This is a genomic window from Gemmata sp., assembly GCF_051859125.1.
In the GTDB taxonomy this organism is placed as follows: domain Bacteria; phylum Planctomycetota; class Planctomycetia; order Gemmatales; family Gemmataceae; genus Gemmata.
Map to the genome: position 1 here is coordinate 1 of NZ_JBHYGG010000079.1, position 24,381 is coordinate 24,381.

General features: G+C 69.3%; 21 protein-coding genes. 9 read left to right on the plus strand and 12 right to left on the minus strand.

What is annotated here, in order from left to right; translation table 11 throughout:
* The first annotated feature begins 450 nt into the window (after positions 1–450).
* From ACTIGN_RS09065 to ACTIGN_RS09085, 5 genes are all read left to right on the plus strand, one after another.
* Positions 451–2,976 (plus strand): ammonium transporter, encoded by a 2,526-nt coding sequence (locus tag ACTIGN_RS09065; protein ID WP_439622993.1) that lies wholly within the window; start codon positions 451–453, stop codon positions 2,974–2,976.
* A gap of 125 nt (positions 2,977–3,101) precedes the next feature.
* Complete coding sequence (locus tag ACTIGN_RS09070) at positions 3,102–3,455, plus strand: P-II family nitrogen regulator (protein ID WP_439622995.1); 354 nt, start codon at positions 3,102–3,104, stop codon at positions 3,453–3,455.
* Positions 3,456–3,601: 146 nt separating this feature from the next.
* A complete protein-coding gene (locus tag ACTIGN_RS09075; protein WP_439622997.1) occupies positions 3,602–4,930 on the plus strand; it encodes a GDSL-type esterase/lipase family protein in 1,329 nt (442 codons plus the stop codon).
* A gap of 352 nt (positions 4,931–5,282) precedes the next feature.
* Complete coding sequence (locus ACTIGN_RS09080; protein WP_439622999.1) at positions 5,283–6,608, plus strand: outer membrane protein assembly factor BamB family protein; 1,326 nt, start codon at positions 5,283–5,285, stop codon at positions 6,606–6,608.
* Positions 6,609–7,234: 626 nt separating this feature from the next.
* Positions 7,235–8,083: a DUF1559 family PulG-like putative transporter gene (locus tag ACTIGN_RS09085; RefSeq protein WP_439623001.1), complete on the plus strand. Its 849-nt coding sequence runs from the start codon at positions 7,235–7,237 to the stop codon at positions 8,081–8,083.
* A gap of 76 nt (positions 8,084–8,159) precedes the next feature.
* Here the strand turns inward: ACTIGN_RS09085 and ACTIGN_RS09090 are convergent, their stop codons facing one another.
* Entirely contained in the window at positions 8,160–8,903 is a 744-nt protein-coding gene (locus ACTIGN_RS09090; protein WP_439623003.1) for a class I SAM-dependent methyltransferase, read from the minus strand.
* Between the two features lie 140 nt (positions 8,904–9,043).
* Between ACTIGN_RS09090 and ACTIGN_RS09095 the strand changes: the two genes are divergently transcribed.
* Positions 9,044–10,273: a hypothetical protein gene (locus ACTIGN_RS09095; protein WP_439623005.1), complete on the plus strand. Its 1,230-nt coding sequence runs from the start codon at positions 9,044–9,046 to the stop codon at positions 10,271–10,273.
* Between the two features lie 396 nt (positions 10,274–10,669).
* Here ACTIGN_RS09095 and ACTIGN_RS09100 read toward each other — a convergent pair whose 3' ends face one another.
* The 8 genes from ACTIGN_RS09100 to ACTIGN_RS09135 all read right to left on the minus strand — a co-directional run bounded on the left by ACTIGN_RS09100 (position 10,670) and on the right by ACTIGN_RS09135 (position 18,370).
* Positions 10,670–10,813, minus strand: a complete 144-nt coding sequence (locus ACTIGN_RS09100; protein WP_439623007.1) for a hypothetical protein — start codon at positions 10,811–10,813, stop codon at positions 10,670–10,672.
* 156 nt (positions 10,814–10,969) lie between these two features.
* On the minus strand, positions 10,970–11,638 hold the full coding sequence (locus ACTIGN_RS09105; RefSeq protein ID WP_439623009.1) for a class I SAM-dependent methyltransferase: 669 nt from the start codon (positions 11,636–11,638) through the stop codon (positions 10,970–10,972).
* 7 nt (positions 11,639–11,645) lie between these two features.
* On the minus strand, positions 11,646–12,020 hold the full coding sequence (locus ACTIGN_RS09110) for a hypothetical protein (protein WP_439623011.1): 375 nt from the start codon (positions 12,018–12,020) through the stop codon (positions 11,646–11,648).
* A gap of 546 nt (positions 12,021–12,566) precedes the next feature.
* On the minus strand, positions 12,567–12,857 hold the full coding sequence (locus ACTIGN_RS09115; protein ID WP_439623013.1) for an indolepyruvate ferredoxin oxidoreductase subunit alpha: 291 nt from the start codon (positions 12,855–12,857) through the stop codon (positions 12,567–12,569).
* A 132-nt stretch (positions 12,858–12,989) separates the two neighbouring features.
* The gene (locus tag ACTIGN_RS09120) at positions 12,990–13,931 is read right to left on the minus strand and encodes a sigma-54 interaction domain-containing protein (RefSeq protein WP_439623015.1); all 942 of its coding nucleotides are present in this window, start codon (positions 13,929–13,931) and stop codon (positions 12,990–12,992) included.
* Positions 13,932–13,963: 32 nt separating this feature from the next.
* Positions 13,964–15,487 (minus strand): BRcat domain-containing protein, encoded by a 1,524-nt coding sequence (locus ACTIGN_RS09125; protein ID WP_439623017.1) that lies wholly within the window; start codon positions 15,485–15,487, stop codon positions 13,964–13,966.
* Between the two features lie 64 nt (positions 15,488–15,551).
* Positions 15,552–16,832 carry a ribonuclease D gene (locus tag ACTIGN_RS09130; protein ID WP_439623019.1) on the minus strand — a complete coding sequence of 427 codons (1,281 nt, stop codon included), beginning with the start codon at positions 16,830–16,832 and terminating at the stop codon, positions 15,552–15,554.
* A gap of 35 nt (positions 16,833–16,867) precedes the next feature.
* Positions 16,868–18,370 (minus strand): ArnT family glycosyltransferase, encoded by a 1,503-nt coding sequence (locus tag ACTIGN_RS09135; RefSeq protein WP_439623021.1) that lies wholly within the window; start codon positions 18,368–18,370, stop codon positions 16,868–16,870.
* A 119-nt stretch (positions 18,371–18,489) separates the two neighbouring features.
* Here ACTIGN_RS09135 and ACTIGN_RS09140 point away from each other — a divergent pair, with 119 nt between their 5' ends.
* Entirely contained in the window at positions 18,490–18,753 is a 264-nt protein-coding gene (locus tag ACTIGN_RS09140; RefSeq protein WP_439623023.1) for a hypothetical protein, read from the plus strand.
* Positions 18,754–18,937: 184 nt separating this feature from the next.
* Here the strand turns inward: ACTIGN_RS09140 and ACTIGN_RS09145 are convergent, their stop codons facing one another.
* Positions 18,938–19,450: a MarR family winged helix-turn-helix transcriptional regulator gene (locus ACTIGN_RS09145; protein WP_439623025.1), complete on the minus strand. Its 513-nt coding sequence runs from the start codon at positions 19,448–19,450 to the stop codon at positions 18,938–18,940.
* Positions 19,451–19,573: 123 nt separating this feature from the next.
* Between ACTIGN_RS09145 and ilvC the strand changes: the two genes are divergently transcribed.
* Entirely contained in the window at positions 19,574–20,626 is a 1,053-nt protein-coding gene (ilvC, locus tag ACTIGN_RS09150) for a ketol-acid reductoisomerase (RefSeq protein WP_439623027.1), read from the plus strand.
* Positions 20,627–20,748: 122 nt separating this feature from the next.
* Here the strand turns inward: ilvC and ACTIGN_RS09155 are convergent, their stop codons facing one another.
* Positions 20,749–21,324: a PEGA domain-containing protein gene (locus tag ACTIGN_RS09155; protein WP_439623029.1), complete on the minus strand. Its 576-nt coding sequence runs from the start codon at positions 21,322–21,324 to the stop codon at positions 20,749–20,751.
* A 221-nt stretch (positions 21,325–21,545) separates the two neighbouring features.
* Positions 21,546–23,432, minus strand: coding sequence for a B12-binding domain-containing radical SAM protein (locus ACTIGN_RS09160; protein ID WP_439623031.1), 1,887 nt, complete (start codon positions 23,430–23,432; stop codon positions 21,546–21,548).
* A gap of 238 nt (positions 23,433–23,670) precedes the next feature.
* Between ACTIGN_RS09160 and ACTIGN_RS09165 the strand changes: the two genes are divergently transcribed.
* Complete coding sequence (locus ACTIGN_RS09165) at positions 23,671–24,339, plus strand: ABC transporter ATP-binding protein (RefSeq protein WP_439623033.1); 669 nt, start codon at positions 23,671–23,673, stop codon at positions 24,337–24,339.
* Positions 24,340–24,381: the final 42 nt, after the last annotated feature.

Sequence of the window (24,381 nt, forward strand, 5' to 3'; positions counted from 1 at the left end):
CGGCGGGACGGTGATCGCGACCGGGGGAGGCACCCGCCGGCCGCTCGGGGCAGTCGTTGCCCCGCACACCTTCCATCGGATGTCCCTCACCACGACAATCGGACCCGTCGGGGTATTCCGCGGAATTTGGGCGGTTGACGGTAGGGGTTGTAACAGGTGCCCGACGAGCGCGCACTTTCGATGCGATACGAAACAGTGCAGGACTGCCTCGAATCGTTGCACTGCTAAGCCGCACAATTAGGCATTACCCATTTCACCTCACGTTTTTGCAGATCGCTGAGTTGTCGCATCTCGCTTCAAGGTAAAGGGATATGCGTTTCTTCGCATATTGCTCAAGATCGGCACTGCCCATGCATTGCGCGGCAAGTTCCGAAACACGAGATCCCAGCATTCACCGAATGCCGCTTTCCTGGGTGTTGCCGCCTAACTCTTCCCCCGAAAGGTGACCTGATGCGTTCCCGTCGGATGCTGATCGCCGCGAGCCTCTTCCTCGTGTGCGCGACAATGCCCACGAACCGGGCACATTCACAAAGCCCGAAGTCTGGGCAGGACGACCCGCCGAAGAAAGCTGTGGTCAACCCCAAGGACATTGAGGATCTCAAAACTGCTCTCGCTGAACTGAAGACGAAGGCCGCGGACGACGCGAAAGCAGCGGCAACGAAGGTGGATTCGGCGCTGAAGACCGCGAAGGAAGCGAAGGACGGTCTGGCCGCGTCGGAGAAGTCGGCCAAGGAGGCACTGACCAAGGCCGAGGCCGCCGAGAAGGCCGCGAAGGACGGGTTCGCGGCGTCGGAGAAGTCGGTTAAGGAGGCGCTGACCAAGGCCGAGGCCGCCGAGAAGGCCGCGACCGAGGCCAAGGCCGGGGGCGGCGACAAGATGACCGCCCTCGAGAAGGGCTCGGAGGAGGGGAAGAAGGCCATCGAGAAGGCCGCCGCCGACGCGGGCACCGCCCTCGTCACCGGGAAGGAGCGCGGCGACAGCGCCTGGATGCTGACCTCCAGCGCGTTCGTCCTGCTCATGGTCCCGGGCCTGGCACTCTTCTACGGCGGCATGGTGCGCCGGAAGAACGTCCTGGCCACGATGATGCAGAGCATGGCGGCCCTCGCGGTCGTCGGCGTGTACTGGCTGGCCGTCGGGTACGCGCTCGCGTTCGGGCCGAGCGTGATCAAGCTGCCGGACATGATGGGGGTCGAGGGCGGCGGGTTCGTCGGGTTCAGTTGGGACCTCGTGTTCCTGAAGGGGGTCGAGGCGACCGACAAGCTGCCGGCGTACGACATCCCGGTCTACGTCCACGTCATCTTCCAGGGGATGTTCGCGATCATCACCCCGGCCCTGATCTCGGGTGCGATCGCCGAGCGGATCCGGTTCTGGCCGTTCTGCATCTTCATGCTCCTGTGGGTCACGTTCGTGTACTGCCCGCTCGCGCACATGGTGTGGGCGTGGGACTGGTTCGACCCGAGCGTGCCGCCCGGTAAGCGGGGCGGGGCGGCGATCGGGTTCTTCGGGAAGCTGGGCGCCCTCGACTTCGCCGGCGGCACGGTGGTTCACATCGCCGCGGGCATGGCGGGCCTGGCGTGCTGCCTCGTGCTGGGCAAGCGGCACGGGTACCCGAAGATGATCGCCCACCCGAACAGCATGGTGCTCACGGTCCTCGGGGCCGGGCTCCTGTGGTTCGGCTGGTTCGGGTTCAACGGCGGGAGCTCCCTCAACGGTAGCGCCCTGGCCGGGTCGGCGTTCGCCGCGACCCAGGCCGCCGCGGCGGCCGCGGGCCTCGCGTGGATGCTGATCGAGTGGGTCCACAAGGGCAAGCCGACCGGCCTCGGCCTGGCGTCGGGGATCGTGGCGGGGCTCGTCGCGGTCACCCCGGCCAGCGGGTTCGTGTACATCGGCGGGGCCGTGTGCATCGGCATCGCCGCGTCCGTGGTGTGCTACCTCGCGGTGGCCCTCAAGAACGTGCTGGGCTACGACGACTCGCTCGACGCCTTCGGCGTCCACGGGGTCGGCGGGTTCGTGGGTGCGATCCTCACCGGCGTGTTCTGCTCGGCCCTCGTCCAGTCGGCCAGCACCGACGGCCTCCTGGCCTACGGCGACCACCGCGCGAAGTTCGAGACGCTCAAGCCGACCGGGAAGGACGCGGACGGGAAGGACATCCCCAGCAAGGTCGTCAAGGAGGCGATGGACAAGGCGGCCGCCGCGGACGAGAAGGCCAAGGCCAAAGAGAAGGAACTGTCCCCGAAGATCGAGGAGCTGACCAAGGCGAAGGACGAGGCGGAGAAGAAGTTCGCCGACGGCACCCCCGGCAAGCGCGAGGCCGAGGCCAAGGCGCTCGCGGACGCCAAGGACGCGCTCAAGAAGGTCGAGTCCGAACTCGTCGCGGCCCAGGACGAGGCGGGCGTCGCCACGGGCACCGTGGACAAGCTCAACGCCGAGCTCGCGGCCCTGGTGGCGCTCGTCGACAAGCAGGACGCGGCCCAGTCCGGGTCCATGACCCAGCTCATGATCCAGATCAAGGCGTCGGTGTTCTCGGTGGTCTACGCCTTCGTGCTGAGCCTCGGCCTGTGCGTCCTGACGCAGGCGATCACGCTGGGGAACTTCAAGGCCAGCGACAAGGGCGAGTCGGACGGCCTGGACCGGACCGAGCACGGCGAGGTCGGGTTCGACTTCAGCGGGGCGACCGAGTCGGTGGCGGTCGTCTCGGCCGAGCCGCGGGCCGCGAGCGTGCCCAAGGGGAACGGCCGGTTCGACCTGCAGGTGGACGGCACCGAGCCGTCCGAGCTGATGAAGGTGTGGACCGACCTGTGCCAGCCGACCGACGGCCCGATCGACCCGAACTTCCTGGCCGTGTACCCGTACGTCACCACGGTCCGCGGGACCACGTTTCGGTGCCGCGGCGGCGACCAGGCGGAGGTCGCCAAGCGGATGTCGGCCCTGCTGACGAAGCACCTCGGCAAGCCCGTGAAGGCGGTGAAGGTGTGAGCCGCTAGCCCGTGGGTCGCCGCCCGCGTCACCCGACGCGGGGGCGGCCCCTCCCCGTGCCCGCCCCCGCGGGAGCGGGCGCACCTTAAACCCACAACCACCCCACAACCCACACTCCTGATTCCATGAAACTTGTTGTTGCGATCATCCGCCCGGAGAAACTGGAGGACGTTCAGAAGGCGCTGGCCGAGCGCGACGTCTACCTCATGACCGTCAGCGACGTCCGCGGGTGCGGCCGCCAGCGGGGGTACACCGAGGTGTACCGCGGCACCGAGGTCCAGATCCGCCTCGTGCCCAAGTTGAAGCTCGAAATCGCCGTCAACGAGCCGTTCGTCGAGGCGGCCATCGAGGCCATCGTGCACTCGGCCCGCACCGGCGAGACCGGCACCATCGGCGACGGCAAGATCTTCGTCCTGCCGCTCGAAGACGCGGTCCGCATCCGGACCGGCGAGCGCGGCGGCAACGCCATCGGGCCGTGACCCCGGCTCGCACGTCGGACCCCAACGGCCCACCCGCTCCACCGGGTGGGCCGTTGCGTTGCCGGCGCGTTGCGGAACGGGTCCCGCCCGCCTACCATCACAGGTGCTGCCCGGTCGTCGCCCTCCAACCACCGCCGAGTCCGCCCATGCGATGCCTGTGTTCGATGGCCCTGCTGTTGGGGCTCGCCGCCGCGGGAACCGCGGCCGAGCCCGTGTTCCCGCTCCGCGACGGGGACCTCTGGGTCATGGCGGGCGACAGCATCACCGCCCAGCACCTGCACTCGAACTACTTCGAGGCGTTCTGCTTCGCCCGGTACCCCAAGGCGAAGTTCGCGTTCCGCAACTCGGGCGTCGGCGGGCACACGGTCCCGTCCACGCTCGCGCGGTTCGAGTACGACGTCGCCGCGTGGAAGCCCACCATCGTCTCGGTCGAGCTCGGGATGAACGATGCCGGCAACACGGCACCCGATGCCTTCATCAAGAGCATGGGGGCCATGGTCGAGCGGATCCGCAAGGCCGAGGCCCGCCCCGTGGTGCTCTCCGCCAGCCCGGTGAACGACGGCTTGCCGCTCGCCAGGGCCGGCACCCGGAACCAGCGGCTCGCCGAGTACGCCGACGGGCTCAAGGAGTTCTGCGAGAAGGAGCGGGTGCCGTATGCCGACCAGTTCCACGCCCTCGTGGATGTCTGGGCCAGGAACAAGCCGCGGGAGAAGCTCCTGACGGCCGTCGCCGACCTGAAGCCGGCCGCGGCCGACGACTCCGTCGCCGGCGTCGAGCACCTGCGGGCGTTCCTCGCGGCGCAGGAGAAGGACCCGGCCGCGGGCGCGAACCTCCTGGGCGACCCGGTCCACCCCGGTGCGCCGGGCCAGCTCATGATGGCCGCGGCGCTCCTCAAGCAGCTCGGGGCCGACGGGTTCGTGAGCAGCGCGGCGATCGACGCCGGGGCCGACCGGGTCGAGGCGAAGGGGTGCCTGATCTCCAGCCTCAAGGCCGCCGACGGGGGCGTGTCGTTCGACCGCCTCGACGAGTGCCTCCCGTTCCCGATCGCCGACGACGCTCGGCCTGCAATCGCGATCGCCCAAGACGTGCTCGCGCTCAGCCAGTACACGCTGAAGGTGACCGGGCTGAAGGACGGGGACTACGCGCTGAAGGTCGGCGGCGTCCCGTCGGGCCGGTTCACCGCGAAGCAACTCGCCGAGGGGCTGAACCTCACGACCGTCACGGGCGAGGGGAAGAAGGCCAACCCGATCACGGCCCAGATGCGAGCGGTCCTCGACGCGGTTGACGACAAGGAGAAGCTCGTGAGCCAGTGGCGGATGAACTCGCAGAAGGCCCACAACAACAAGAACGACAAGAAGGCCCGCGAGGCGCTCGTCACCCTCGGGGCGCGGATCGAGGACGCCGACGCGAAGATCCGCGACGCCGCGAAGCCGCAGACCATCCACTTCGAGATCGTGCCGGTCGCGGGGAAGTAGGGCGTGATCGTGGCGAGCCGGGAGCGTCAGCGACCGGAGTTCTTGCTCAGCGCGTGCCTCCGGTCGCTGACGCTCCCGGCTCGCCGTGCGGCTGGGCTTCTCGACCGCGGGCCGGTCCGGCTGCCTCCCGCACCCCACCGCACCACGCCGCTTCCTGCGGCCGATGGGCGTGGCAAACGCCGCCCGCTGGTGGCTCGCGGCCCGTCGGAAGCGTGGTTCGGGTTGGGGTTCCGAGAAGAATCCCCCCGACCCGCCGGAGTGCCCACAGAAACTGAAATTCTGCGAGCGGGAACGATGCGAGGAGCGTATGATCGGTAACGCTCTCTCCGCCACTATCGCTGAGCAGTATCACATGCGGCGGATCGCACTCGTCTTGCTCTTCACGGCCTGCGGAGCGGCCGGGGCGGCCGACCACGAAACCGACAAGCTCGCCAACTGGCACCAGTGGCGCGGCCCACACGCCGACGGTTCCGCCCCCAGTGCGAACCCACCGGTGAAGTGGGACGCGACCACCAACGTCCGCTGGAAGGCCGAGGTGCCGGGGAAGGGCAGCAGCACGCCGGTGGTGTGGGGCGACCGCGTGTTCGTGACCACCGCCGTGAAGATGGACCGCGTCGCGAAGCCCGACGAACTCCCAGCGGCCGACCCGAAGTTCAAGCTCGTTCCGCCGCCGCCGACGAACTTCTACAAGTTCCTCGTGCTCTGCTTCGACCGGAACACCGGCAAGGTGCTCTGGGAGAAGGTCGCGGCCGAGCGGCTCCCCCACGAGGGGACGCACGAGACGCACTCCTACGCGGGCGGCTCGCCCACCACCGACGGCAAGCACCTGTACCTCTCGTTCGGCTCGGCCGGCACCTTCTGCTACGACTTCGACGGCAACCTGAAGTGGGCGCGCGACCTCGGGATCATGCACACGCGCCTCGGCTGGGGCGAGGCCGTCACGCCCGTGGTCGCCGGCGGCGCGCTGCTCGTGAACTACGATCAAGAAGTGGACTCGGCGCTGTACTGTCTCGACGCCGCGACCGGCAAGGACCGGTGGGTCGCGAAGCGGGACGAGAAGACCACCTGGAACGTGCCGCTCGTGGTCGAGTTCGGCGGGAAGACACAGGTCGTCACGTCCGGCACTACGCGGATCCGGAGCTACGACCTCGCGACCGGCGACCTGATCTGGCAGTGCGGCGGCATGACGGTGAACCCGATCCCGTCGCCGGTGCGGGTCGGCGACGCGGTCGTGTGCATGAGCGGGTACAAGGGCTCGGCGGTCGTGTCGGTGCCGCTCGGCTCGACGGGCGACCTGGGCACCGACGGCAAGGTGAACTGGCGGTACGGCACCGGAACGCCCTACGTCCCGTCTCCGGCGGTGGTCGGCTCGCGTTTGTACTTCACGGGCGGCAACGGCGAGGTGCTGACGGTTCTCGACGCGAAGACCGGGAAGCCTGTCATCGAGCAGGAGCGCCTGCCGCAGGCGAAGAGCTTCTACGGCTCCCCGGCCACCGCCGCGGGCCGCGTGTACTTCACGGACCGCTCCGGAGTCACGGTGGTGCTGAAAGCGGGCGACACGCTGGACGTCTTATCGGTGAACAAGCTCGGCGAGCCGGTCGATGCCTCGCCCGTGTTGGTCGGCAAGCAGTTGTTCCTGCGCGGCGAGCGCGCGCTGTTCTGCATCGAGGAACGGTGACGGGCGCGTGCCCTGGGCGATGCGATGAGAATCTCGCGATAACGTGTCCGCTTCCGCCGGCCGCTTACGTATGTCCCCCCAAGTTCCTGTTGGGGTCTTGAGTCAGCAGAAGGGTCGAGCGGCTCGGCGAAGTGGTGGAGAACACGTAACGCGCTTCAGCGCGAAGCGTGATCGAGCGATGCACTGCCGAACTGCGGGAATTGTGTCTGCCCGGAACTGGTGCGGGATTCCCCACAGCGTGTCGGCCGAGTTTGCACCGGTGGGAGTCCGGTGCCGGGTTCTCGTACAGTGTCGGACCTTGGCTCCGAGAAACGCGACGGTGTCGGTTTTCGGAACCTTTTTTCAGAATTTCGTGCTTGATGGACCCCATGACCGGCGTTGTAATGCTAGACACAGATCAGGACAACGCGGGTAATCGCCCACAACTTAAACGTGAGCACCTGTCTCTCGTTTTGAAGCAATCATGCTCGCAAACAGCCCGCTCCTCCGCTACCTCGAATCTCCTTCACTCCGCCAAGTGCGGCCGCGGAACGCTCGCGGCCCCGGGTGTTGAGTCCTTGAACTTCCCCGTTATCGGGGTTGGCCTTTTACCCATTCTCGTCCCCAGTTCGAAGCAGGAGTCACGTATGAAGTCGCAGTTCGCCCGCAAACGGGCAGGGTTCACGCTGATCGAGTTGCTGGTGGTGATCGCGATCATCGCCATCCTCATCGGCCTCCTTCTGCCGGCCGTGCAGAAGGTCCGCGAGGCTGCCGCTCGTATGACGAGCAGCAACAACCTCAAGCAGATGGGTCTCGGCTGTCACAACTACCACGACAGCTTCATGAAGTTTCCGATCATGGGTTTCCCAATCACATCTGGGGTTACCGGTGCGACTCCGGCGGCACCCGTCGTCGCGAGTGTTCACTTCTTGATTCTCCCATACATTGAGCAAAATAATATCTACACCGCCAACTCGCTCGCAACGAACTTTGTAAAGACGTATGCTGATCCGACGGATACAACGATTGGCACGACCGCGGGAATCACGAGCTATGCCTGGAACCCGCTGCTGTTCGCCTCGGGTGTGAGCTTCACCAACCTGAACTCGATTTCGGACGGTGCGAGCAACACCGTGATGGAAGCTCAGCGAGTTGCAACCTGCAGCAGCACGAACACTTCCTCCACGGCTGTCGGAACTGCTCCTGGGGTGTACGCGGCACCGGGTACGCAAGCGAGCTTCGCTTGCCCTTGGGCCACGGCAGCTACGACCGCTGTCTTGACGACCAATGTGGGCACCGTGTATGCCATCGGCGTGAAGCCGACCGGTACCCCGCTTTGCTCGGCTGGCCGTGCGGAATCCCAGCAGGCCGGCTCGATCCTCGTGTCGCTGGCTGATGCGAGCGTTCGCGGTGTCAGCAGCGGCGTGTCGCAGTTCACCTTCGGCAAGGCTTGCACGCCGGCCGGCGGCGATCTCCTCGATGCCGACTGGAACTAATCCTCGCTCCGTGACGTGACGTCCTCCGCCGCCCGGCCTCATGGCCGGGCGGTTCTCGTTTGGGGCTCGCGAATGGTCACCGCATGCATTCGAGGAAGGCCACGGGGCACTGCGTGAGCAGGAGCGACCAGAAGTCGGCCCCGAACTCGACTTCGCCCTGTGGTGCGAGTTGCGGGGCGTGCCAGCGCACGTCGCGGAAGCCGGCGCCCGCCAGCGCCTCCTCGTGGGCCGCGACACCGAGGTAGTAGTTCTCGATCTCGAACGCCTGCCCGTCGAGGTAGAACTTCCAGCGGATCGGCGAGCCCTCGCGCCACTCGTCACTAGCCGAGTGCGAGACCTCGAAGCCGTACTTGCGGAACGACGGCAGCGTCGGGAAGTGCGTGGCGGGGTTGCTGTTCACGGTCACGAACCGGCCGCCCGGCTTCAGGCACCGTGCGATGCCCGCACACATCGCCGCAAGCTCGCTACGGTTGCGGGCGTAGTTCAACAGGTACGCGGCCACCACGAGATCGAACTCGCCGTCGAACGCCAGATTGCGGGCGTCGCCGACCTGATAGGTGATGCCGAGTCGGTGCTCGGCCTCCTGCGTGCGGGCGAGTTCGACCATTCCCGCCGACAGGTCGACGCCGGCGACGCGCGCCGCCCCGCGCTGCTTCAGCAGTCGCGTGTAGAACCCCTCGCCGCACGCCACGTCCAGCACCGCCCGCCCCGTCACGTCGCCGACGCGTCCCAGGAACGTGTGCGCCTCGACGTGTGTTCGCCACGGCTGGCGCTTGGACAGTTGGTACAGCTCGGCGATCGGGTCGTAGTCGGTGGGCATCACAACTCCCGCGGGGAAGGGGGCTCGGCGACAATCCGCGCCGTTGTTCCCTTCGAGCGCCCTCGCAGTCTATACTTGCGGCACGATCCGAACCACGCGCGCCTTCGCCCACCCTCTCCCCAGCGCCGAGTACCCCTCTGATGCGACAGCTCGTCAATCGCCCCGCTGCTTCTCTCCGCTCCCACCTGTGCGTCGAACCGCTCGACTCCCGCCTGACGCCCGCGACGTTCGCGGTCGGCGCGGCCGACGGGTCCGTGAGCCTGCTCGACTCCGCGACCGGCGCGGCGGTGGTCGAGGACTTCCGCCCGTTCGACACCGACGCGGGCCAGTACACCGGGCTCGTCTCGGTCGCGCTCGGGGACTTCGACAAGGACGGCACGGCCGACGTGTTCGTGGCGGCCGCGCAGCCCGGCGGGGTGAAGGGCCTCGACGCCTCGAAGGCCGGGAAGGTGTTCGTGTTCGACGGCGAGGCGCTCCAGAGCGGCACGGCGACGGTGCTCCACACCTTCACGCCGTTCGCGCAGTCGGACGGCCCGGGCGGTTCGCCGGACCCGTACCGGAACGGGCTGAACATCGCGGTGGGCGACGTCAACGGCGACGCCACGATCGACCTCGTCGCCGGCACCCGCGGGGGCGGCGCGGCCGGCGGGCTACCCGAGTACGGGCGGCTCGTCGTGGTGTCGGCGGGGGCCGACCCGGGCGGCTCGGGCGACACCCGGATCGGCTCGCTGCTGACGCCGTTCGGGGCGACGTACCAGAAGGGGGTGGTGGTCGAGGCCGGCGACTTCAACAAGGACAACCGGGCCGAGGTGGCGGTGACCCGGGGCGGCCCGGTCGGGGCGTCGAACCCGAACAAGTCGGTGAAGCTCAAGGTGTTCACGCTCGCCGGCAGCGCGCTCGCCGAGCTGGATCTGACCGGCGACGGGACCCCGTTCGCGCCGTTCGGGTCGGTCACCGGGGCGGGCGGGAAGACGATCGAGCGCGACGCCCGGATCGCGGTCGTGGACACCGACGCCGACGGGTTCAAGGAGCTGGTGTTCACCGCGGTCGACCGGGTGACGGACCCGAGCAACCCCCAGGTCCGCATCGGCGTCTACGCGATCAACACCGCCACGGGGCTCGCCACGCTCGCGAGCACGGGGCCGACGGGCACCTTCACGACGTTCCTGACCGGGAGTCAGGTCGCCGACCACGCGACCACGCACATCGACACGAGCGACGGCGGCGGGTTCGTGAACCTCGCGCTGCTCACCCAGGGGACCGGCGGCGCGTTCGCGGTGCAGTTCCTGGACCCGATCATCGGGGACACCATCACGGGCGGGTTCGGCCTGAACCTCGCGCTCGGCGGCATCACCCTCGACGCGGTCTGACGCCCGCGGCTGGAGTTTCTGCAACGCGACCGGTAAGAACTCCAGCCGTCGGGAAGAAAGTCGCGAAGGGATTACAACCGCAGGCGGCGGCGAGTGGGCGGGCTGGGCAGTCCTGATTGGCCCGTGGCGGGTTTCGCCCACAGCAAGGGAACTCATACCAAGTCTTGTTGATTGCTAACTGTAGCCGGCCTCTGTGAGGCCGGGCCTGTGGGACTCGCACACGCCCGGCCTCACAGAGGCCGGCTACAGAACGGATTAGAATCCACGCGATCCGGTATCACATCTTGGCGAGAACGGGGAGTTGCGTTCCGGGACGTGTGTCCCCCACAAAGCACAGCGGCCCCGGCGAAACCAGGTGGTTCCGCCGGGGCCGCGAGTTTTCGGAACGTGTAGGGGTCAGTCGCCGCCGCCGAGGTCGATCCACAGGTCGCCGAAGTCGGCGGGAACGGCGTCGCGGTGGTCATCCCGGGTGACGGTGCGGAACTCCTCAACGGGGGCGAGCAGGGTGCCGTGGTCGGACAGGCCAGCGCTCGTCAGCATCGTTATGTCCTCGGGAGCCGGGCGTTCAAGAGTTCGTTGGCCCGGTGGAAAGGTACTAAGCACGCCGCGTGCCGCTCGCCGGAAGTGTTTTGCGGGAACGACTTACCGCGCCCCTACAAGTTCGCAGGCGCTCCCAGATTGCCCCATCGTGAGACTTCACCCAGAACGAACAGCCGCCCAGGTCCAGTGCCGGTCGGACGTCGCCCGCACCGTCTCGGGGGCGTAGCCGAGGCGGCCGATGAGGGCGCGGACCTCGTCGAGGGTGAGGGCCGCGTGCAGCGACTCGGCGAACAGTTTGCGCTGGTGCGCGTTCGCACCGGCGGCGTAGGTGTCCACGAGCTTCCGCAGCGTCCCCTCGTCGGCCGGCCGGAGCAGGTCGCGGACGAAGAGGGTGCCCCCCGGGGCGCACACCCGGTGCATCTCGGCGAAGCAGGCGGCCGGGTCGGGGATGTGGTGGACGATGCTGTTCGAGATGACGGCCCCGAAGTGGCCGTCGGGGTACGCGAAGCCCTTGGCGTCGGCCTTCTCCAGCGCGACGCGGTCGGCGACACCGGCCCGGGCGACGTTCCCGCGGGCCAGGGCGAGCATGTGGTCGGCGAGGTCGATGGCGACGATGCGGACGGTGCGGCCGTTGATCTGGTGGCAGATTTGAATGGGGATCTGGGCGGTCCCGGTGCCGACGTCGAGGACCGGTGAGGTGCCGGTCCAGAGGGCGAGGAAGTCGGTCGCGAACAGGCGGTTGACGGCCGAGTGGTCCATCGCGTCGTAGTCGCGGGCGTCCTCGGCGGTGTCCATCACCTCGGGTTCGAGCACTCGTTGCAGCATGGGCGGCTCAGCAGGCAACGGGTTCGGGTTCCGGGGCCGCGTGCCGGCCCTCGCGGCAGGCGTCGAGGAGCCGGGACCGCAGTTCGAAGTCGCCGCGGCCGGCGGCGTCCCACGCGAGGATCACGCTCGAGGTGGCGGGGTTCAGGCCGGCCACCTTCGTGAGCCACACGACCCCCGCCTCGTGGTTGAGGTGCCGGGTGTTCGGGTGGTTCCAGGCGATGTGGGACGCGAGGCACCCCATCGGCATGGCCCGCGTGAACGACCCGTGGATCAACAACGGGCTGCTCTTCTCCAACAGGTCCACGAGTCGGGTCAGCCCCTCGCACGTGATGTGCGGGAGCCACGCGTGCCGGAACTCGGTGACGGGGTCGGCGGAGAGCATGGGCACTCCTCACACGGCGAACGGCAGGGCCGGACTCGCCCGGTAGGGCCACGGAATAGTTCGTCAATCTGGCGAATGTCGGCCGCGATGAGGGGTCAGTCGCGGCGCGGGAACCGGAACGCAGGTGGTGTTACAACCGCCCGATCGGTGGCGGCGGCCCGGTTTGACGTGGGCATCATAGAAAGGGGCCAAAAGGGGTGTCAAGGTGCCGGCGGGCGGCCGAAACTCGTCCCCGCGTCGCAGCGTCGGGGCCGGTTTCTGGACACCGCGCCCCGGTAAGCAGTTACGACCGACCCCCCGTCCGGATGTGGGCGAAAAAAAATCCCGGGCCGCAGCGAAATAACTTAATGTTTACCTTGTTGATAATCTTTGTCGTAATAATTATCGTAAGTGGCTTCGGTGTGTCGCGTATTCACGGAAAACACTAGAAATGTCAGAGGAAAGTGCGGCCCCGTGCCGCGCCCGCTCCCGGGGAACAGTGACAACGGGCTGTCACTGGCAGTGACAGCCCGTTGTCACTCGCTCGGCTCACCACCCCTTCGGGGCTCACCCCGCGCCGCGCCCGACCTTCTCCGTGACGTGCGCACCGGGCACCTTCTTGAGGGCCCGCACGCGCTCGGCGTTGAGCGGCACGAAGTGCCGCCACCGCTCGGGCACGCTGTCCTCGATGAAGATCGCGCTCACGGGGCACTCGGCCGTGCACGCGCCGCAGTCGATGCAGTCGCCGGGGTCGATGTAGAGCTGGTCGGCGTCGCCGTAGAAGCACTCGCACGGGCACACCGCGACGCAGTCGGTGTACTTGCACCCGCGGCACGGCTCGGTCACGACGTGGGCCATTGCAGGAACCTCCGGTTGTGAGTGTGGAACCGGTGGCCCCCAAGGCACGCGCCGTGCCGGTGAAAAACGCCTGGAAATGAAGGCCCGGAGCGGGGGAGCGGCGACGAAATGTGGTCGGGTGACGCGCGGCGGTCACTGCCAGGAGGCCGCGTCCTTGCTGAGGCCGTGCTTCCGCATCTTGCCGTAGAGGGTGGTCGGCCGGAGCCCGAGCCGCTGCGCCGCACCGCCCGGCCCGTAGACGCGCCCGCCCGCCGCCCGGAGCGCGTCGAGGATGCGGGCCTTCTCCTCGGCCGCCCACGTTCGGCCCGTCGCGACGGGGCTCCCGCCGAGCCACTCTTGCGGCACCGCCACTTCCGGCCCGGTGGAGAGGATCACGGCCCGCTCGATCACGTTGCGGAGCTCGCGGACGTTCCCCGGCCAAGTATGCGCGGCCAGGAGCCGCAGCGTAGTGATCGAAAGCTCGCGGGCCGGGCGGTCGTGTGCTCCCGCGAACTCGCGCAGAAACTGGGCCGCCAGTTCGGCGACGTCGCCGGCGCGCTCGCGGAGCGGCGGCACGCGGACCGGGAAGACGTTCAGGCGGTAGAAGAGGTCGGCCCGGAACCGCCCCCTCGCGACGTCGGCGGCAAGGTCGCGGTTCGTGGCGGCCACCACGCGGACGTTCACCGGGACCGGGTCGCCGCCGACCGGCTCGACGACCCGCTCTTGCAGCACGCGGAGGAGCAGGGGCTGGAGGTCGGGCGGGAGTTCGCCGACCTCGTCCAGAAAGAGGGTGCCGCCGTGCGCGGCCTCGAACTTCCCGCGGCGGGCCTTGAGCGCCCCGGTGAACGCACCGGCCGCGTGGCCGAAGAGTTCGCTCGCCGCCAGCCCCGGGACGAACGCCCCGCAGTTCGCGGCGACGAACGCACCGCCGGCGCGGCGGCTCGCGGCGTGGACGGCCCGCGCGACGAGTTCCTTGCCGGTGCCGGTCTCGCCGTGGACGAGCACGGTGGCGTCGGTGGGGCCGACCCGTGCGACGGCGGAGCGCACGGCCCCGATCGCGGGGCCGGACCCGAGCAACGACTCGGCGGGCGGCATCGGGGTCTGCTCCTGGCGTGCGTGCGGGTCGCTCAGTTCTCGCGGAGCGACTTCACGATCTGCACGAACTTGGTGTCGAACGCGGCCCGGTCGCTCCACCGGCACTTGGCGACGACCGCCACGGTCTTGGCCCCGACCTTGATGGCCGAGATGGCGTACAACCAGGCGTGCTGGCGGTCGAGGCTGTTCTCGCTCTTGAGCAGGACGAACTCGGCGCTGCCGTCGACCGTGTTGGGCGTCGGGTCGCCCTCCAGCGAGCCGGCGTGGTCGACGAACGTGTTCTTCCCGCGGACGTCGGGCATCAGGTTCGCCTGGGCCTCGACGTAGGCCCGGGCGTCGGCCAGCGGGCTCCCGCCCCCGTCGAGGAGCAGGACGACCAGTTCCGCCTCGTCGTTGATCTCCTTCTTGCGGTTCTTCTTGGTGACGAGGTACTTGTCGGCCTTGGGGTCCTCGTCCTTGATCCGCCGCTCGTCGGCCACCTCCTCCCACATCCCCTCGGCGTCGAGGATCGTGTACGGGACCTCGGTGTTCTTGAACGGCACCACCGGGGACTGCTTCTCCTTCCAGTCCTTGCGGAGTTCGAGGAGGGTGCAGCGCCGCCGGGCCTCGGCGAACATGGCCTTCTGCTCCTCGTAGATGTCGCCCGCCCCGGTCCACGAGACGAACCAGTAGCCCACCCCCTTGTGCCCGAACGCGCGGGCGTCGCCCTCGACCTTGCCGCCGCCCTTCAGGACGCCCTCGAACTTGTACCCGCGGCACTCCTGGCCCATCCAGGTCTTGTCGCCCCCCGTCAGGTCGTACTGCTTGCGGGTGTCCCGCTCCAGGATCTTGTCGAGTGCCTGGTTCAACACGGCATCGAGGTCGCTCGGCCGCGGGGAGGTGTTGGGGTAGTCCCGCGCGCCGATGGCGATGTACGCCTCGGGGTCCTCGCGGCGAAACACGTGGATGTAGGGGGCGGTGAGTTTGGTCCGCATGTCCTCGTCGCGGGTCCACGGCTTGGGCGGCGGCTCCAGGGAGAAGTTCTTCTCCTTGTCCTTGAGGACCACGCTCCCGGAGCCGTAGCCCGACGGGTTGCGGTGCGTGACCTTGTACCAGATCGCGACGCCGGCGGAACAGAGCGAGACGATGCCGACGCCGATTAGCAGGTACGTCTGGAGCTTCGAGGAGCGGACCGGGAGCCGCGGCCCCTCCTCGCCGTCGGCCCGGGCGGTCTCCGGGGTCATGTCGCCGAAGGTCGGGTTGAGCGGCTTCTGCGGGGCGCGGTTGGCCTGGGCGTAGGCCGGCGCGGGCGGTGCCCCGTGCGGCGGGTAGCCGGGCTGGGGGGCGGGCGGGTACCCGGGGGGCGCGCCGTACCCCGGGGCGGTGCCGGGGTAGCCGCCGAAGGTCGCCGTGGGGGCCGACCCATAGGGGCCGGGGGGCGGGGCCGCGGCGGCCGGGGTGCCGAGGGTGAACCGCATCCCGCACCGCGGGCACGCCAGGACGACCCCCGGGGGGACCGACGACGGGTCGAACAGGTACGGGCAGCTCGGGTTCGGGCACTTCAGCGCGGTGGACATGATTCCCCCGGTCACTCCGGATCGGTTCGGCAGGGCGCGCGGGCTGCTGGCTCGGTCCAGCACATCATACCGGATCGGGCGGGGCAATGGGGAGTGCCAACTTCGGTTCCGACTTCGCCACCTTCGGCGGGTCCGGGGCGACCGGGAGGAACGCGAGCGGGGCCGCGGCGCGCGGGTTCTCCACGCGGATCGCGGTCTCGCCGTTGAGGATCCGTTGGAGCTCGCTGAGGACGGCCGTTTCCCGCCACCCGCGGGTCAGGGGCACGTCGGGCACCGGCTCGCCGAACACGCGGCTCCGGACCACCGCCCGCAGGTCCGACCCCGAGGCCACGAGGTTCGCCGCGAGCTTGTTCCGCGTGCACCAGTCGTTCAGGACGACCCCGAGCAGGCTCCCGAGGAGCGTGACGTGGGGCGGGTCGTTGTCGCGGAGTTCGGGCTCCGGGCAGTCCTCCAGCGGCAGCTCCCGCGCCCGCCGGACGGCCTCCAGGATCCGCTCGGTTTCCTTCTGCGGCATCCCGCGGTACGACGACAGGTCCTCGGTCCGCGTCGGGCCGCGCTTGGCGATCTCGGCGAGGATGTCGTCGCGGAGGAGCTGCCGGGGGGGCCGGTTCACCCGCTCGGCGAACTGCTCGCGCCACCCGAACACCTCGCGGGCCACGGCCAGCCCGCGGCGGTCGAGGCCGCCGATCCCCTTGACCTTCCGCCACTTCTCGGCCGCGGTCTCCTCGTCGCCGATGGCCCGGCGGACGCTCGTGGCGAACTCCTCGGTCGCCCAGTCGAGCCGCTTCAGCCGCTTGAGCTTGTCGGTGAGCTTCTTCCAGGCCGGCAGCAGGAACCGCACGTCGTCGAAGGCGTACCGCACCTGGGCCGGGTGCAGCGGCCGCCGCCGCCAGTCCGTGAGCGTCTCGCCCTTGGTCATCCGCTGGCCGAGGACGTCGCTGACCAGCCCGGCGTACCCGATCGGGTACGTCATGCCGACGAGCCCCGCGGCGATCTGCACGTCGAACACGTCGGCCGGCGGCTTCCCGGCCTTGAAGAAGCACATGCGGACGTCTTCGCGGCCCGCGTGCAGCACCGTCTTCCGCTTCGGGTCGAGGAGCAGGTTCCAGAACTCGTCGAGCGGGCCGACGCCGAACGGGTCGATGACGAACAGGTGCTCGGCGGTCGAGACCTGCACGAGGCACAGCTCGGGCCGGTAGGCGTCCTCGCCGACGAACTCGGTGTCGAACCCGACGACCGGGGCGGCCGCGAGGTGCTCCAGGCACGCCGGGAGCTGGGCCGGGTCCGAGACGAAGTGCTCCGGGAGGTCCGGGAGCTGCGTGGGTTTGACGTATCGGCGGCGCATGGGGCACGGCTGCGGGGGTTGGCGAAGCAATCGTTCTATCGGGCTGGGCCGCCGGTGCACGGGGCCGCCCGGCCCGCGACCTCGCCGCGGCGGTGCCGGCCCAGCCCGACGCCGCGCTCGGAACAGTCCACCAGCCAGCACACGGTGCAGTTCCACCCGCGGACCTGCATGACGAAGCTGGTCGCGGCCCGGGTCCGCCCGAACCCGGGCAGTTCGGCGACCCCCGGCTGAGGGGCCGCGGCCTCCAGGAACACGACCGACCGGTCCGGGTCGCCCGGCGGCGTCGGCTGCTCCGTGAAGTGGCTCGGGCGGGTCGCGCCGGGGATCTGGCGGGCGTCGACCCCGTGCCACCGCAGCAGCGCGACCCACTGGTAACTGGCGGCGTGGACCGGCCCAGTGTAACCGGCGGCCCGCAGGTCGTCCGCAACTTCGCGCGCGATTTCCACCTTTGCGACCTGTCGGGCCGGCCGGTCGGCCGCCGGCGGCACCACCGGCAGCGGCTCGATCACGTGGGCGGCCAGGAACGCGGTCGCCCCGACCGGCAGCGCGAACCCGGCCCGCACGCCCCACCGCCACCACGCCGATTCCTTCACCCGGTCGTACCACACCGCGGCGAGCGGCCAGCACGCGAGGTAGCACGGGAACGCCCAGTTCCCCTCGAGGTGCCCGCGGGTCGCCTTGAACAGGAAGAACGCGAACGGGAGCACGAACAGGCACGCCAGCGGCCGCAACCGCGGGTCGGCGAGGAGTTCGCGGTGGTTCCGCAGCGCCCACACGAACACCACGAACGGCACCGTTCCGAGCAGGAGAGCCTGGCACCCGACGAACTCGGCGAACTTCGCCACCCCCGGCTCGGGGCTGCTCATCGAGTGGCCCCACTGGTAGAGCAGGGGGGCGAAGCCGCGCTGGACGTTGTAAACGAGGATCGGCGACGCCGTGAGGAGCGCGACCGCGGCGTGCAGCGCGTACCCCGCGAACCACCGCCGCGGGCTCCCGGCGGCGAGGAAGCTCACGGTGCCCGCGAGCGCGGCGAGGCCCGTCGTGTACTTGCCGAGCACCCCGCACCCGAGGACGAACCCGCCCAGGGCCCACCACCTCAGGGAAAGCCTTGGGGTCGCGACCGCTGCGCTCGGGGTGAGCCGCTCGTGCGTCTTCACGAGCCACGCGAGGTATAGCGCCCAGAACATCAGCAGCGGCGTGTCGGGCGTCACCATCACGGCCGTGAACGTGAGCATCGGCGAGAGCAGCACGAGCGGCAGCAGGTTCCGCGGCCGCGACAGCCAGCCGATGACGAGCACCACGACCCATGAACTCAGGACCGCCGGGAGGCGGATCGCCAGCACGCTGTGCCCGAACACCTCGGTCGCCGCCCGGATCATGTACGCGACCATCGCCGGGTGGTCGTAGTAGCTCCACTGGAGGTCGCGGGACCAGCACCAGTAGTAGAACTCGTCGTCGAACGGCGGGACGACCGCCGCGAGGACGAGGTACGCCGGTACGAGGCAGAGCGACCACAGCGCGAATCGGGGGAAGCTCACGGGCGGGGGCTCCGGGGCGGATGGGCAAGCCGCGGCGGTATACCCGGCCGCCCCGGTCGCCGCGAGGCCGATTTTCCCTCTACAATTCCCCCGGTGCCCGACCCGCGGGAGGTGACAACGTGCTCGACGAGTACCTGGAATCGAAGGTCGTGGTCGACCTCGTCAGCCCCTACGTCTGCCTCGGCAAGCTGACGCGGTACGACGAGCACTACCTGGAGCTGAAGAACGCCGACTTCCACGACCTGCGGGACACCGACACGACGCGGGAGTTGTACGTCGCCGAGTCGGTCGCGACCGGCATCAAGCGGAACCGCAAGCGCGTCCTGATCCGCCGCACGGAGGTCGTGGCGATCTCGAAGATCGAGGACGTGGTGGACGAGTGAGAGAAGGGGAACCAACCGGCACCGACGGGAGCCCCCCGGACCCGGCGTTTGTTGAGGACGGACCGCCGGGCTGTGCGTGCTGCTTTTGGGCGTTCCTGATTCTGGGTGTGTGGCTCACGGTCCTGGTGTGCCGGGCATTCGTCGCCGAGCAGCGCAAGACGTTGAGCGAGGACTAATCCCAACCTCAAGCGCCCGGCTCCTCCAGCGAGGCGAGCCACTTTCGCAGTAGCACCTCCAGCGTCTCCAGTTCCGATGGCGGCAGCTTCGGGAGCGACCCCTTCGCCTCGTCGAAGCGGGTCACGGTCGCGGTGTCGATGAGCCGCTTCCCCTTTGCGGTCAGCTCGATGACGACCTTGCGGCGGTCGTCGGCGTCCGGGCCGCGGGTGATGAGCGCCGCCTCTTCGAGCTTGTCGAGCCGCGCCGTCATCCCGCCGCTCGAGAGCATCACGCTGCCGAGCAACTCGCTCGGCGTCAGCCGGCCCTTCGGCCCGTGCCGGCGGAGCGTCGCTAGGATGTCGAACTGGCCGAGGGTCAGGCCGTGCCTGTCGAGCGCCGCGCCGACGCTCTGCTCCAGGTGCCGGGCGAGTACGATCACCCGGCCGACGACCGCGAGCGGGGTCGGGTCGAGGTCGGGGCGGGTCTCCTGCCACGCGGCGAGGAGGTCGTCGATCACGTCGCGGGCGTCGGTCGTGTTCATGTCGGAAAGTTTAAAGAGGAGTATCTCGCTGTCAAGATTCTTGACGCCGAGTGATCTCACGATTAGATTCACACCACGCAGTTTCTCGCGGCCCGCCGGGGCCGCGTCTCCAGTGAGGGCGACATGAAAGAGATTCGCATCGGTGACACGGTCGAGCAGTGCGTCGAGCGGGCGGACTACCCGCTCGACCGGGTGCGCCAGATCCTGAAGGACGAGACCGTCGCCGTCGTCGGGTACGGGGTCCAGGGCCGGGGCCAGTCGCTCAACATGCGCGACAACGGGATCAAGGTCATCGTCGGCCAGCGCAAGGGCGGCAAGGCCTACGACCTGTGCCTCCAGGACGGCTGGAAGCCGGGCGAGACGCTGTTCGACCCGGAAGAGGCCGCCGAGAAGGGCACCGTGATCCAGTACCTGCTGTCCGACGCCGGGCAGAAGGAGATGTGGCCGAAGATCAAGGCGAAGCTCACCAAGGGCAAGGCGCTGTACTTCTCGCACGGCTTCTCGATCGTGTTCAACGACCAGACCCTGGTCGTGCCGCCGCCGGACGTCGACGTGATCCTTTGCGCCCCGAAGGGCTCGGGCACGACGGTCCGCCGGCTGTTCCTCGAGGGCCGCGGGATCAACAGCTCGTTCGCCGTCCACCAGGACGCGACCGGCCGCGCCCGGGAGCGGTGCCTGGCGCTGGGCATCGCGATCGGCTCGGGGTACCTGTTCGAGACGACGTTCAAGAAGGAAGTGGTGTCGGACCTGACCGGCGAGCGCGGCGTGCTCATGGGCGCGATCTACGGGCTGTGGCTGGCGCAGTACGAGGTGCTCCGCGAGAACGGCCACTCGCCGAGCGAGGCGTTCAACGAGACCGTCGAGGAGGCGACCCAGAGCCTGTACCCGCTCATCGCCGAGAAGGGGATGGACTGGATGTACGCGAACTGCTCGACGACCGCCCAGCGCGGCGCGCTCGACTGGTTCAAGGCGTTCCGCGACGCGAGCAAGCCGACGTTCCAGAAGCTGTACCAGTCGGTCGCCAGCGGCGAGGAGGCCCGCCGGACGCTGGACGCCAACAGCCGCCCGGATTACCGGGTCCAGCTCGAAAAGGAACTGAAGGAAGTCGCCGAGAGCGAGATGTGGCTCGCCGGGGCGCAGGTCCGGGCGCTGCGGCCCGAGCGCACGGGGTCGTAACCCGGAGACGGGAACCGCGGGCCGGGAGTTGGAAAATGGCCGGGGGGCAGCGGGTGCAACCGCTGCCCCCCGGCCTCAGCTTTTTGTTCCGGACTCCGGATTCCCGAATCCGGACGCCCGTCTCACGGCCCGACCTTCGGGACGATCCCGGGCGGCGGCTCGTCGGCCCGCGGCGGCGGCAGGATCGCGCCGCTGCCCGGCTGCGGGAACGGCGGCACGTTCGGGTCGGTCGGCTGGGCGGGGACCGGGGCGGGGCCGGGCTTCACCTTCGGGAGCGCCGGCCGCTCGGGCGAAGGCAGGTTCTGCCCGCGGAGCCGCAGCGCCTCGGCGCTGTTCAGCAGGTCGTCGGTCCGCGTCTTGGTCGCCTCGTGCATCTCGAAGTAGTACCGCCGCACGTCGTGGATGTGGAACGGCCACACGACCTCGGCCAGCAGGTCGAACGGCGGGTACGCGTACCACGGGGCCCGGACGTGGACCCGCTTGGTGAGCGTCTCGTACCCCGGTTGCACGAGCGTGACGGTGTAGTTGCCGTAGTACTCGAACGACGAGTGCGAGGGCGCGGCCCCGACCGGCCGGTCGTCGACGTACACCTGCGCGTTGGGGACGTTCGACTCGATGATGAACCGGCGGTCCACGCACCCCGCCGAGGCGAGGACGCCGAGAACCGCGACCGCCCGGAATGTGCGCCCCGTCGCCATGTGGCCCCCTCGGTCCCGCCGGATTGGTCCGTGCTGAACCGCGGAGATAGCCCGCGGGGGCGTCGCGGTCAATGCGACGTGCGCGCTGAAAGTGGCGGGGGCCGGGTAAAGTAGGTCACTCGCTCCGCGAGTGACACCAAACGCGATTGGAGCATCACCGGCTGGTTGTGTCGCACCGGGGTGCGACTCGCCTACTGTGCCCGCGGCCGGGAAGTGCGGGATCACCCCGGCCAGGCGTACTCGAAGGTTTCGAGTTCCGCCGCGGCGCACTCGGGGAGGCCGCGCCACACGAGCGAGGCGGTCGCGCCGATCGCGTCCACCCAGTCGGTGTCCAGAGCGTCCCGGTGGCTGCCCGGGAGGATCAAAACGAGCCGCTTCGCGCCGTTCGTGCGGCCGGGCTGGAGCGCGTAATACTTGTCCAGGTACGTGGGCCGCTCCAGCGCGGCAGCCAGCAGCGATTCGAGCAGCGCCGGGGTGACCGACTCGCGGAGCGCCGCCGGGTCGCCAGTGGTCGCGTCGAGGACCACCTGGAGCGTCGTGTACGGGTTTTCGGCGAGCACCTGCTTGATGCACCGCGCCGCGAGGTCCGCGTGGCGTGCGAGGTGCGCGGCGGTCAGCCAGAGTGTGAACGCCTGCGCCCGGCGGGCCGGGTGCGGCGGCACGGCCGGCTTGATCGCGTCGAGATCGACCTTCCAGACGCGGGCGGGACCGTCGGCCGTGTCGAAGTCCAGCACCGGCGGCGTCTGGGCGTCGAACTCGACGTCGAACGACTCCTGCGCCTCACGCATCAATTCGAACAGGTCGGTCCGCTTGAGGGTCGGCGTTTCGAGGACGTAGTACGGCGGCCGCGGCTGGAAGCGGATGCCAAGTTCAGGAGCCTCTTGCCGGAACGCGGTGCCGGGGAGGATCGCGAGGTTGAACACCTGCACGTCACTGTACAGGTCGCCGTCGCGGAGGTAGTGAAAGGAGCGGCGCACCGATTCGCGGGTGTCGCCGGGCAGGCCGACGATCAGGTCGACCTTCACGCGGATGCCCTCCTCGCGCATCGCCCGCACGCCCCGCTCGAACGCCTTGAGGTTGTTCTTGCGGTCCATCATCCGCATCGCGTCGGGGTCGATCGACTGCAACCCGACCTCGACCTCGCTGAAGTTCGCCTCGCGGAGCAGCCTCGCGGTCTGCGGCGTGACCCCCTCGCCCCGCAACTCGCCGAAGTAGCTGAACCCGTGGCCGGGGTTCTCCTCGGCGAGCAGCGTGAGGAACTCGGCGAAGTCGCGGCGCTGGTTCAGCGTCGGGTCGAGGAGGAACACTTCCTTGACGCCGCGCTCGCGGGCGAGCCGAAGCCCGGCCCGGATCTCGTCGTGCGCGATGTAGTACTGCTTGTCGTAGCTCTTGGGGTAGTAGCAGAACTTGCACTTGAACACGCACCCGCGGGTCGTTTCGAGCAGCAGCATCTGCTCCTCGCCCGGGTCGAGGAGGCCGGCGAGGTACGGCGAGCCGAGCTGGTTCAGGTCTTGCAGCGGGGTGCGGGGCAGGGGGCGGCGGGCCGGGTCGTACCGCGGGCCGGTCGGGGCGGGCGTGTACAGCCCCGGGATGTGACTCGCGCCCGCCGACGCGGCGAGCGGCAGCGACCAGCGGTCGGCCTTCGGGGTGTCGCGGAGCATCTCCAACAGGGCGGCGAAGGTCTGCTCGCCCTCGCCGATCACCGCGTGGTCGTAGTGCGGCGTGTCGAGCACCCAGGCGTTGTCGGGGGTGATCTCGGGGCCGCCGAGGACGATCACGAGGTCCGGCCGCAGCCGCTTCAACTCGGCGGCGACCCACAACGTGCGCTCGATGTTCCACACGTAGCAGGTGAACCCGAGCATCCACGGGTCGCGGGCGAGCAGGGCCGCGACGAGCGCGTGGTCGCCGAGCGCGTTCGCTTCGCGTCCGGGGAACACCTGGATGTCGTAGTCGCGGCCGAGCCCCTGCTTCTCGGCCCACAGCTTGAGGTACGCGCCGGCGAGCGGCACGTTCCCCCGCACGGCGGCCGGGCCGAGGGGCGGGATCGGGAGCTGAACGAGGACGGCCGTGCGGCGCTGCGTGGGATCCATGGTTCGATTGTAGCTCATCCAACCTGCGGCGGCGCGCACGATCCGCATACAGCGCTCAAGGTAGGCGACTCGCTCCGCGAGTCGCACCCCGGCGCTCCGGGGGAGACGGTTCGATTCGGAGCGCGGCGGGTGTCAAGCGCGGAGCGAGTGACCCACCGTGGATCGCAGAGGACCCGCGTTGCCGAAACGACCCGCGCGCTTAGAGTGACCGGACGCCCGAGCCGCCCCGCCCGCACCCCCCGGAACCGACGCACCCATGCCACTCGTCGCAACAGCCGTGTCGAAGGACTACCCGACGCGGTCCGGCCCGCTGTCGGTGCTGCGGGGCGTGAACCTGGAGTTGAGCCGCGGCGAGGCGCTCGCGGTGATGGGGCCGTCCGGCTCGGGGAAGAGCACGTTCCTGCACATGCTCGGCACACTGGATAGACCGACGGCCGGGTCCATCACCCTCGAAGGGACCGACCCGTTCGCGCTCCGCGAGCGCGACCTGGCCGCGTTCCGCAACCGCCGCATCGGGTTCGTGTTCCAGGACCACCACCTGCTCCCGCAGTGCTCGGTGCTGGAGAACGTGCTGGTGCCGACGCTCGTGAGCCGCGACACGAAGCCGGCCGAAACGGAAGCCTACGCCCGCACGCTCCTCGAACGGGTCGGGCTCGGCGGCCGCCTCGACCATCGGCCGGCGGAACTCTCGGGCGGCGAGCGGCAGCGGGTCGCGGTGGCGCGGGCGCTCGTGCTGAAGCCGGTGCTGTTGCTGGCCGACGAGCCGACCGGGAACCTGGACCGCACGAACGCCGCCGCGGTCGGCGAGTTGCTCCTCGAACTGCACCGGCAGGAGAACACGATCCTCGTTGTGGTGACGCACAGCCTCGAACTCGCGAAGCTGTTCCCGCGGGTCGCCGAGGTGAACGACGGCGCGCTGGTGTGACCCGCCGCGTCGCCCGAACCTCACCCCACCGGACCCGTGCAA